The organism is Arenibacter troitsensis (genome assembly GCF_900177645.1).
GTDB classification, from domain to species: Bacteria; Bacteroidota; Bacteroidia; order Flavobacteriales; family Flavobacteriaceae; genus Arenibacter; species Arenibacter troitsensis.
Map to the genome: position 1 here is coordinate 527,030 of NZ_FXAO01000002.1, position 11,915 is coordinate 538,944.

At 40.2% G+C, this 11,915-nt stretch carries 5 protein-coding genes; all 5 read left to right on the forward strand.

Annotated elements, in window-relative coordinates; translation table 11 throughout:
- Positions 1-27 precede the first annotated feature (27 nt).
- The 5 genes from B9Y87_RS06815 (at position 28) to B9Y87_RS06835 (ending at position 11,913) form a co-directional block, all read left to right on the forward strand.
- Positions 28-1,479, forward strand: a complete 1,452-nt coding sequence (locus B9Y87_RS06815) for a SusD/RagB family nutrient-binding outer membrane lipoprotein (protein WP_085497424.1) — start codon at positions 28-30, stop codon at positions 1,477-1,479.
- 941 nt (positions 1,480-2,420) lie between these two features.
- Positions 2,421-5,042 carry a M60 family peptidase N-terminal accessory domain-containing protein gene (locus B9Y87_RS06820; protein WP_085497426.1) on the forward strand — a complete coding sequence of 874 codons (2,622 nt, stop codon included), beginning with the start codon at positions 2,421-2,423 and terminating at the stop codon, positions 5,040-5,042.
- Positions 5,043-5,197: 155 nt separating this feature from the next.
- A complete protein-coding gene (locus tag B9Y87_RS06825) occupies positions 5,198-7,660 on the forward strand; it encodes a glycosyl hydrolase family 95 catalytic domain-containing protein (protein WP_085497428.1) in 2,463 nt (820 codons plus the stop codon).
- A 756-nt stretch (positions 7,661-8,416) separates the two neighbouring features.
- Positions 8,417-10,879 (forward strand): glycoside hydrolase family 95 protein, encoded by a 2,463-nt coding sequence (locus B9Y87_RS06830; RefSeq protein ID WP_085497430.1) that lies wholly within the window; start codon positions 8,417-8,419, stop codon positions 10,877-10,879.
- On the forward strand, positions 10,876-11,913 hold the full coding sequence (locus B9Y87_RS06835; protein ID WP_085497432.1) for an L-idonate 5-dehydrogenase: 1,038 nt from the start codon (positions 10,876-10,878) through the stop codon (positions 11,911-11,913). Before B9Y87_RS06830 ends, B9Y87_RS06835 begins: the two co-directional genes overlap by 4 nt.
- Positions 11,914-11,915 lie beyond the last annotated feature (2 nt).

Sequence of the window (11,915 nt, forward strand, 5' to 3'; positions counted from 1 at the left end):
TAATTGTAATCTTAAACTGAAAATGAGATGAACATACATATAAAATTAATATCAGCAATTATTCTAAGTTCTTTGATCTATGGTTGTACAGAGGATTTTGAAGAAATGAACACCAGTCCAAATGATTTGACATCGGTACCCTATAAAACCTTGATTACCAATGCCGAAATCAGTATCATAAAAACGTACAATCCAATACTTAATTTTGAGGTAAGTTGGGCCCGATATAATGTACGCGATGTATACGTTCAAAACGACCGTTATGAGCAAACCGGTGCCGGAACAAATTTTAACGTATATAGCGGACACCTAAAAAATCTACAGGTAGCTATTAATTTAGCCGAAGAGGCGGAAGATAACAATGCAATTGCCGTAGCTCAAATACTGAAAGCATATGCCTTTCAGAATATGACGGATTGGTATGGCGATATACCTTACTCCGAAGCGCTTATGGCTGATAATAGTGAAAGTCCGAACATATACCCAAAATATGATTCCCAGCAGAGCATATATATGGACATCATTGCCCAATTGAAGGCTGCCAACGCCATGATAGATACCTCTAAAAGTATGGGTACCGCAGATGTAATATTTGATGGTGATATGACCATGTGGAAAAAATTCACCAACTCTCTGCTATTACGTGTATATATGCGCATGTCATTGATAGACCCAACAACGGCCAAAGGCGGAATAGAGGAAATTATGGCCAACCCCAGTACCTTCCCTATTATAGACTCCAACAACAGTGCTGCCTTCAAATATTGGCTACCTGAGGATGCCACCTACCGTAGCCCTTATTATATGGATCCAACCCAAGCTGCCAAACAAGAAAACGTAACATCAGCTTATTTGGTAGATTTTCTAAAAACAAGAAACGATTTAGGCAGGCTTGCCGTTTATGCTGAGCCAGCTGCCACTAGCGGAGAATACGTGGGACTTCCCCTTGGAACACTTGGTCAGAACACTCCTGATCTCTCCATCATGGGAGTTGAGGAATTTCGATCTGCCGATTCGCCCACTAGAATTATGAGGTATTCAGAAGTACTTTTTATACTAGCTGAAGCCGCCTTAAATGGCTGGAATGTTGGTATGACAGCAGAGGAAGCCTATGAAGCAGCTATTACCGCCAGTTTTGATGAGTACGGTCTGGAAGTTGGGACCTATCTTTCGGAACCACTTGTAGATTTCAATGGAGGTGTTGATCAAAGGGAGTTGATCGGAGAACAAAAATGGTGCGCTCTTTACCCTGACGGTAACCAAGGTTGGGCAGAAGTACGTCGTACAGGCTACCCGGTCTATGTAGCCACTACAGAACCTGTAGAAACCTTGTATCCAGGAAAGGGTACTATTGTTAGAAAACCCTATCCACACAGTGAAGCCATATCCAATCCAGACGGATTTAATGGTGCCATAAGTGCCCAACCAGGAATCATAGAGGAAAAATTTGGCGCTGGTGTCTGGTGGGATGTTGATTAAACATAACCTCAGATAAACAATGTTGAGCTAACATTGCAACTCTATAAAAATAAATTATACAAGTTGAATTGAATTGAGTTTTTCAAAGCATTGAATTTACAAAGAGTAGCAATAGATTTATTTCTATGCTACTCTTTTTAATTTAAAGGACAATCCGTTACGGTGCTTAAAAATTATATCAGATTACAAAATCCTTAATATTGAAGATTAACAAAAGGTATTGAACCTTAAGGCTAGCCCTTAAACCAATAACAGGAATCGAACCAAGGGTCGAGGTACTGAACCTAGATTCCGCCAAAAAAAAAAAAAGGCGGGCTTGGTTCAACCTGCAATTTTAAGTGCGTTTTATTAACTTTTCAAAATTGAGGTTCACTAATAAATTTACACCTACAATGGTTCTTGTATTGAACTCCTTATATTGTCTGTATATGGCTAGGAAAAGGAATGGAAAAATGAACTTTTACTTTAAAGCCTGTTTACTGCCAGGGACACCCCTTCTAGCGACAGTAGAAAAATGAACGATTGGAAATATGTAAGAATATGGGCAACATCAATAGAGTTGGGAGGAGAATAATGTAGATTACAAAAGCAAAGAACGGAATTTAAACAATGGTTCAATTCAAAGGACCACCTTAGGGAAATGCCCAATTTAGCAAGTGAATACGAGAGCTCCAAAACTCTATTTGTTCCTGGGCCTGAAAAAATAATGACAAAAAGGATTTTCATAGAAATTATTAGAAATACAACTATTTATAAAAACGGTAACCTCCGTGAATTCTATTTTATTGAAATAGTATAGTATTGTGCCAATAAGTTATGCTTGTTTTATATCTTATAATTATAATATTGTACCTCTAAAACACCAAGGATTTTCTATAACGGAAGTTATTTAATAAACCAATTGTAAGCTTCTTAATCCATAATTTAAACAAAGCTTAGATATGCAAAACAACCTATGGCTCAAACAGTTGTTAACTTTGCACCTGTTTGCACTAACAACATCAATTTTTGCTCATGACTTGTTATTGGAGAAGGCCCATAGCACAGCAAACACATTCGGCCCATTGGCAAACATGGTCATTCTACCCGCAAAAACAGGGAATAGTTCCAATTCTTTGTGGACCAACAATAACAAGGTAAACCACGACACCCTTGAAGATCCCTATTTACTTGGTGCACCCATTTTTAATACACCAGACAATACTGGACTTTTAGTTGAATTAAAAAAAGTCAAAAAACATCTTTTAGGTAAAACCATATTATCGACAACCAATTTGGAATCATTGGGCAGTGCTATTGCCAAGGAAAGTGAATTATTTACTGATAATATTAAGGTTATCAAATTAGCCTTAGACGCAATTGCACTGTACGAATCCAAATACGGCGGTCTATTTACTACAAATAATAGAACTAAAGGAGGTTTTGACAGAACAGCATCGGGTTACGAACTTGAGAACTTAATGTTGGTAATTATGCAATCTGTCATTGATTACTCGTACACCGAAGCCAACCTAGTGGCATATCCCCAATTATTTAACAATAGATTATTTAAAACCTCTTCTTATTTCCCAGGATCGGTTGCACCACCTGCTGATGCCTTTAAAAGTTTCACTATTAAAATTAATGGAACCCATGTGCGTAAACCTGGTACACCGGCCAATTACGAAACCGAAGATGCAAGGAGACCCACGGGTTGTTATTTGGCACCGGGAAGTATTGCAAAAGTAACCGTACCATCGTCTTTGGTTGGTATTGGAGCCACCATTTTGGTAGGCGCCCACACTTGGGATCTAACAAAAAAACCTACCATTAAAAGAATGGATCGCGTAACAACGAAATACGAAATAAATAGCACCACAACTACCATTGCCAATCCGTTGGGAGGAGGTGTATATATCAATGTACCGTATCAACACCATTTGGGCATCCTTAATATTACCCTAGAAAATGTGGTTCGTTCCCCATATTATGCTAGAACCGTAGCCAATAAGACCAGTTTGAGCGATTGGCTGAACGTTGAACGATTGCATGCAGCCCCATGGACAGATATTGAAACTGACAAAGTGATGATGCAGGTGCCAACATCATGGATTTATGCTTTTGATGGCATTGAAGCTACTATGAATGATTGGGATATGGCTATGGATGCCATTTCAACACTTCTAGGTCGGCCACTTCTAAGATCCAAGACGGTTATCTACATGCAAGTGGACGTCATAAAAAGAGGCAATGCAAACTTCCCCGGATATCCACAATCAAATGTAGATTATGATCCTTACTTTGATTACAAGGGGTATCACAGTAGTTATTTAACTGATGGCCCTAGAAATGAAAGGGGATATCTAACCAACGTATTGTTCCACGAACAAGGTCACGCTGAAAAAATCTATAAGTTTAAAGGTGAAATTGAATCTATGATCAATTTCCTGTGGGTAGCCGTCCATAACAAAAAGTTTGGAGTAGAATTGAACAAGGCTTTTGAAGAATCATTTAATGGCTACGGAATATCCCACTCTATTGAAGAAGCAGCTATTAGTTGGATGATAACCGAAAACTTCAGAACAGGCAACCCCATGAGTTCCCAAACCGGAGAATACCGTCAGGAATTCTCATACCAACCAAGAGGGCACGCAAAATATGCAGATTTAGTGCGACTTTTTAACTGGGAAGCTATTGAGGATTTTTATGCAAATACAAGTAAAATGTGGGACAGGGGAGAAATAAATTATTCCTTCCCCAACCGCGTTAACGAGATTCCTACAGATGACAGGATCTTAAGAATGTCCCAAGCTGCTGGCTATGATTTGCGACCGCTTATTCATTTTTGGGGTATTCATCCAATTGATTCCAAAAACTTGGAAGCTGAAATACAAAACAATAAATTAAAAAAATCTACTGCAATTTACGATCAGTTATCATATTACAAAACCATCGTTCCTATGGACAACACTGCCTTTAGGAATTTTGGATTGGAAGACTTTTCTGAAACTAAAATTCAAAAAAGCTCCTATTACGATCATGTTTCGCAAAGTTATTACCCGGGCTTCCTTAAGAAATGGTGGAATGATTACGATGCTGCAGAAGGACAGGCAGCCGTAAATCAAATACAAAATATTTTGGATTTATACTTTCCTGATGGAAGACCGGAAGTAGACAATACCTCCTGTTCTGAAGTCACCCCGCTTTCAGTGAAATCCAGTTCCACAACAGGCCCAGAAAACACTTTGGATGATAACCCTACTACGGCGTGGGCGTCCAAAGGTGATGGAGAATACCTGCTTTACGATTTAGGAGAAGTTTATGATCTATGTGATTTTGAGATTAACTTTAAAAATGGGCAGACAAAATTAAATTATTTTGACATAGAAGTTTCCAGGGACAATCAAACCTTTATGGTTGTAAAACAAGGCTTGTCCAGTACCAAAACTACAACTACATATGATACCTATTCAATTTCTAGAAAAGCCCGTTATGTTAAAATTATTGGACGTGGAAATGAAACCGATGACTGGAACAATATCAGTGATGTAAAATTCTATTTTAAACAAGGAAACAACTTATAGAACAGTATAAAACAAGGGGCGTAACGGCCCTTGCTTTATACTGTTCGAAATGTAGCCTACAAATTGATTGGCCGGCAAGGGCCTGGAAAATATATCACATTAAAAAAGCTAGTGGTTCAACATAATTGAACAGCGTTAATTAACAAGTACATATTATGGATTTAAAAAAATTAATATTCTGCGCATTTATCCTTTTCGGGAATTTTTTGATTGCCCAATCCGATACAGATCAAGACCCCCAGCCTACAACCGAACAGGCTTCTTTAGACCCTGCAACGGTACTCTGGTACAATCAACCTGCAAGCAAATGGGAAGAGGCCCTGCCGGTGGGAAATGGACGCCTGGGCGCTATGGTATATGGTAAATATGGGGAAGAGATTATACAATTCAATGAAGACACCTATTATACAGGAGGCCCCTACAACAGCGTTGTAAAAGGAGGCTACAAGCATCTTCCTGAGATTCAGCAACTAATTTTTAACGGCGAACCCATTAAAGCCCATAAGCTATTTGGACGCACCATGATGGGGTATCCTGTGGAACAAATGAAATACCAGTCCATGGCCAACTTACATTTGTTTTTCGGAAATGACAGTGTTGAAAACTACAGAAGGTCATTGGATCTAAAAACCGGTATTGTAAAAGACACTTACACCGTGAACAATGTAAACTACACCAAAGAGGTATTTGCATCAGCCATTGATCAAACTATAGCCATCCGCATTACAGCCGACAAACCCGGTAGTATTTCATTTGATGCCGAACTTCGTGGGGTCCGAAATTCCGCCCACTCCAACTATGCCACAGACTACTTTCAAATGGACGGTATTGGAAACGGTCAATTAAGACTCACAGGAAAATCGGCCGATTATCTTGGTATTGAGGGAAAACTTAAGTATGAGGCTCAGATCAAGGCCTATCCCGATGGTGGTATCATGGAGATGGACGACACTATTCTGAGTATAAAAAATGCAGATGCCGCAACCCTGTATTTCGTGGCCGCCACAAATTTTGTGAATTACAAGGACGTAAGTGCCGACCAAAAGGCGCGAGTTGCAGAAGTGCTGACAAAATTGGATCAAAATACATACAGCAAAATCAAAGAAGATGCCTTAACCGATTACAAGAGTTACTTTGACAGGGTTTCATTAACACTGCCTACTACCCCAAGCTCTTTATTACCAACCGATGAACGTTTGACCAATGCCCAAAATAACCCGGACCCACAGTTAGCCTCCCTTTGTTATAATTTTGGAAGGTACCTCTTAATATCCTCATCCAGGCCCGGGACACAACCAGCCAATTTACAGGGGATATGGAACAATGACATGAATCCTGCCTGGGATTCCAAGTACACCACCAACATCAACATCCAAATGAACTATTGGGCCGTTGAATCAGGGAACCTCTCCGAACTTTCAGAGCCTTTGACCACCATGATAAAAGAATTGACGGATCAAGGTTCCCAGGTTGCTAAGGAACACTACGGTGCTAGCGGCTGGGTCTTTCATCAGAACACCGATCTATGGAGAACTGCCGCGCCAATGGATGGCCCAACATGGGGTACTTTTACCGTTGGGGGAGCTTGGCTTACCACCCACATGTGGGAACACTACCTCTATACGCAAGATGAGGAATATTTGAAAGAAATATATCCGGTGATGAAAGGCTCTGTTGAATTTTTCATGGATTTCCTTGTGCAGTATCCCGGTAAGGACTGGTTGGTAACCAATCCGTCCAATTCTCCGGAAAACCCGCCAGAGGGAAAAGGATATAAATACTTCTATGATGAAATAACAGGAATGTACTACTTCACTACTATTGCCGCAGGATCTACTATAGACATGCAAGTTTTAAAAGACCTGTTTAGCTATTACGGATCTGCTTCGGAAATCCTGGGCAAGGATGCTGACTTTGCAAAAAAGGTTCTTGAAGCAAGAAAACGCCTGGTACCCTCTCAAATTGGCAAGGACGGAACCCTTCAGGAATGGACGGAAGATTATGGCCAAATGGAAAAAAATCATAGGCATGCCTCCCACTTATATGGTCTATACCCCGGAAAGGTAATTTCGGTGAACAAGACCCCGGAACTGATAGAACCTGTAAAAAAAGTGCTGGAATTGAGGGGTGATGGCGCCTCAGGATGGTCAAGAGCATGGAAAACCAACCTATGGGCACGATTGGGAGATGGTGACAGAGCCAACAAGGTCTTTAAAGGCTATCTAAAGGAACAGTGTTTTCCTTCACTATTTGCCATTTGTGCAAGGCAGTTTCAAGTGGACGGTTCTTTGGGCGTAGCTGCAGGAATTACAGAAATGCTACTACAATCCCATGAAGGGTATATAGATCTGTTACCCGCTCTTCCCTCTGAATGGGACAACGGACATTTTGATGGCGTATGTGCCCGAGGAGGTTTTGAACTCGATTTTAGCTGGAAGAACAAAGCTCTGACATCCTTGGAGATTTTATCCAAAGCAGGGTTGCCATGCAATCTAAAAACCCAAAAAAAAATAAAAGTATATTCGGATGGCCAGCAAATCCAGGTAAAAAAACTTAAGAACGGAATTGTAGGATTTAAAACTACGAAAGGAAAAACCTATACTGTAGCCGGACTATAAACAGTCTACACTAGTTTAATCCTAGGCAACAACTTTAATATAAAAGAGAATGGTCCTAGTGGAAATTATCCTGGAGGACGATTCTCTTTTATTAACAATATACCACAGATCCTCCTAAAAGTATCTTTGCCCATTCGACAAACAATCTATTATCTTATTCAAAAGATAAAACAATAAATCCTTAATAATTCTCAACCCACGCAGCAACTTATTTATATTATATTAATAAGAATGAAGCCTTTTATCCATTCAAATCAGAATAATACAACCTAACTATCCAAATGGTTATCAATAATGTAATTCCTTATTACACTTGCCTTAATCATTCAACTTCGCTTTAAAAGCAATACCTTGTTAATATAGTACAGTTTAAAGCTAATATTATTGGCAATATATTATATTATAATCTTTAACTTTACAAAAGTTATTAAATCTATATTAATAACATTGAATACAAGAGTTTTCTATTTTCTGAGGTAAAGGCTTTTAACCTAATGGATTAAAAAGAAGGATAATTGCAGAAATGATATTCATCAAAAATGAATACTGCAAGAGAACTTAAATATTTTGTTTATTGAGTTAGTTTGAGTTAGTCATGGAGTAGCAGAACATCATACGCTGCTACTCCTTTTTTTTTTGATAATCCTCTTACTACAAAAATTTAAAGAAAAAGGAATCCGGCATAATCGCACAATAAAGTATCCACTAATAACATTTCGAAAAATTCAAAAAAACACTACTTATAATTCTATCCATATGAAAATAAAATCGAAACTATTCCTTTCAATTCTTTTTGTGGGAGTTCAGCTTATTGGCCAATCTCCTGGGATTTCAACTACAGGCCTACAAGCAAATAACCAAAAAATTGACCCCGCAAATATGTTATGGTTTGATGAACCTGCCTCTATATGGGAAGAAGCCCTTCCTGTTGGCAATGGTCGGCTGGGCGCAATGGTTTATGGAAAACATGGAGAGGAGAAAATTCAGTTCAATGAGGAGACCTATTGGACAGGAGGCCCTTATTCCACAGTAGTAAAAGGAGGCTACAAGGAACTTCCCAAAATACAGAAATTCATTTTTGAAGGTAAACCTATAGAAGCCCATAAGTTATTTGGTCGCGCTCTTATGGGATACCCCGTAGAACAACAGAAGTATCAGTCCATGGCCAACTTACATCTCTTTTTCGGGAAAGATAGTGTCACAAATTACAGTAGGACCCTTGATCTAAAAACGGGAATCGCTACCGTGAAATACAAAGCCAACGGTATTAATTATACACGGGAAATAATAGCTTCGGCAGTAGACCAAACCATTGCCGTTCACATATCCGCAGACAAAGCGGGGAGCATTTCCTTGGATGCCGAATTAAGGGGGGTAAGAAACAACTCCCATTCCAACTATGCCACAGATTATTTTCGAATGGACGGCTTGGGCAACGACCAATTAAAACTAACCGGCAAGTCGGCCGATTACCTAGGTGTTGATGGTCAATTAAAATACGAGGCTAGGATCAAAGCCATTCCCGAAGGAGGCAGTATGACCCTAAAAGGAAGCAGACTAAAGATTGAAAATGCCAATGCAGTTACTATTTATTTTGTAGCCGCAACCAACTTTATCAATTATAAGGACGTTAGTGCAGACGAACATGCCAGAGTAGAGGAAATGATGGCCCATTTGGAAGGCAGCTCCTTTACAAAGGTGAAACAAAGCGCCGTTGAGGACCACAAAAAATATTACGATAGGGTTTCACTGACGCTCCCAACCACTAATAATTCATACCTGACAACGGACGAACGTATGTCCAAAATTCAAACAGAGCCAGATCCACAATTGGCCACCCTCTGCTATAATTTTGGAAGATACCTTCTAATAGCTTCCTCAAGACCTGGTACACAGCCCGCCAACCTTCAAGGAATTTGGAACAATGACATGAACCCCGCCTGGGATTCAAAATACACTACCAATATAAATACCGAAATGAATTATTGGCCAGTTGAAACGGCCAACCTATCCGAACTTTCGGAACCTTTAATTACCATGGTAAAGGAACTTACCGATCAGGGTGCAGAGGTAGCCAAGGAACATTATGGTGCCGGGGGATGGGTATTTCATCAGAACACGGATTTATGGAGGGTCGCTGCCCCAATGGACGGACCAACCTGGGGAACCTACACCGTTGGGGGCGCATGGTTGACCACGCATTTATGGGAACATTATCTGTTTACTAGGGACAAAGAATATCTTAAAGAAGTATACCCAATCATCAAGGGGTCGATAGATTTTTTCATGGATTTCCTAGTGGAATACCCCGGAAAGGACTGGTTGGTTACCAATCCCTCCAATTCGCCCGAAAATCCACCTAAAGGTGAGGGTTACGAATACTTTTATGACGAGGTTACCGGAATGTATTATTTCACCACCATTGTAGCCGGTGCCACAATGGATATGCAAATACTAAAAGATCTATTTGCCTATTATGGAGAGGCCTCGGAAATACTGGATATAGACCGTGATTATGCCAAAACGGTACTTGCAGCTAGAGATCGCTTTCCTCCCTCCCAAGTAGGCAGGGACGGTATGCTACAGGAGTGGACGGAGGATTACGAACAAATGGAAGACAAACACCGTCACTTTTCACATTTATACGGCCTCTACCCCGGTAATGTAATTTCTCCCAACCGTACCCCTGAATTCATAGGGCCGGTTAAAAAAGTATTGGAACAACGTGGTGACGGTGGCACAGGTTTCTCCAGAGGTTGGAAAATGGCCCTTTGGGCCCGTTTAAACGATGGGGACAGAGCCAACTCAATATTCAAGGGATATTTAAAAGAGCAGTGCTACGCCTCACTTTTTGCAAAATGTGGAAAACCTTTGCAGGTAGATGGCTCTCTAGGAGTTACTGCCGGAATTACGGAAATGCTCATCCAATCCAATGAAGGATACATAGAACTATTACCCGCACTTCCTACCGAATGGTCCGAAGGCGAATTCAAAGGTGTTTGCGCCAGAGGAGGATTTGAGCTCGACTTCAGTTGGAAAAACAAGGAGCTTATCTCCACCGAAGTACTTTCAAAAGTAGGTGAAAGGTTTAGATTAAAAACCAACAAAAAGGTAAAGGTATTCCAAGATGGCAAACCAGTCAGTGTTAAAAAACGTGCAAACAAAATTATCGAATTCAACACCGTAAAGGGCAAAACATACACCATCACAGAAATATGAAATCATATTTATTGTACGGAAAAACCGATATGCGGTTTTGTGATATCCCCTACCCTGAAGATACTAACGAAAATGAAGTTATCGTCAAGGTAAGATCGGTGGGCATTTGTGGTTCGGATATCCATTATTATAAGGATGGCAAGATTGGGGATTTCATTCCCAAAGCACCCTTTGCCCTGGGACATGAACTTTCCGGAGAAATAGATAAAGAATCTCCCTTATATCCTGAATTGAAAAAAGGGACCAGGGTAAGTATTAATCCTTCCAGGCCCTGTAAAACCTGTGTCCATTGTAAAGCTGGAAAACAAAATCTTTGCCCTTCCATGAAGTACTTGGGATCGGCCAGTGTTTTTCCCCATCTCAATGGAGGCTTTTCAGAATACGTTAAAATTCCGGCCGCGAACTGTGTTCCCTTAAAGGATTTTATCAGTTACGAAATGGCCGCATTGTTGGAACCCCTCTCGGTGGTACTACATGCACTCACCATAGCTGGGGACCTAGAGGGAAAATCTGTGCTTATTACCGGTGCAGGTACCATTGGACAACTATGCCATATGGCAGCATGCCTATACACTTCCAAACCCGTAGTAATAACGGACATAAGGGCAGCTGCATTGGAAAAAGCATCCGAAATAGGGGTCACTGCTGCTCTAAATCCTTTGGAGCCCAATTTTGAGGAAGGACTGTTTTCCTTGGCCCCCAACGGATTTGACATTTTGTTGGAGGCATCCGGTGCCAGTACTATTTTGACGAATACCGTGAAGTTTGTAAAAAAGGGTGGAAAAATAGTTCAATTGGGCATGCACCATGACAATGCACAATTTCCTTTCGCCGCTTTCATGAAAAATGAACTTACTTTTCAACCCTCATTTCGCTTTAACCAAGAATACACCTTGGCCCTAAAACTTTTGGAGGATCAAAAAATAGACTTAACAAAAATAATTACAAAACGATTTCCTTTTGACGAAATACCTGAAGCCATGAAAAAAGCTTCCAATTCCAATGAAGACATAAAAATCGTAGTACAAAATTAACC

Excerpts from the sequence above, each read along its gene's own strand:
- B9Y87_RS06815 (WP_085497424.1), top strand. The coding sequence starts at position 28 with ATGAACATACATATAAAATTAATATCAGCAATTATTCTAAGTTCTTTG.
- B9Y87_RS06820 (WP_085497426.1), top strand. The coding sequence starts at position 2,421 with ATGCAAAACAACCTATGGCTCAAACAGTTGTTAACTTTGCACCTGTTT.
- B9Y87_RS06825 (WP_085497428.1), top strand. The coding sequence starts at position 5,198 with ATGGATTTAAAAAAATTAATATTCTGCGCATTTATCCTTTTCGGGAAT.
- B9Y87_RS06830 (WP_085497430.1), top strand. The coding sequence starts at position 8,417 with ATGAAAATAAAATCGAAACTATTCCTTTCAATTCTTTTTGTGGGAGTT.
- B9Y87_RS06835 (WP_085497432.1), top strand. The coding sequence starts at position 10,876 with ATGAAATCATATTTATTGTACGGAAAAACCGATATGCGGTTTTGTGAT.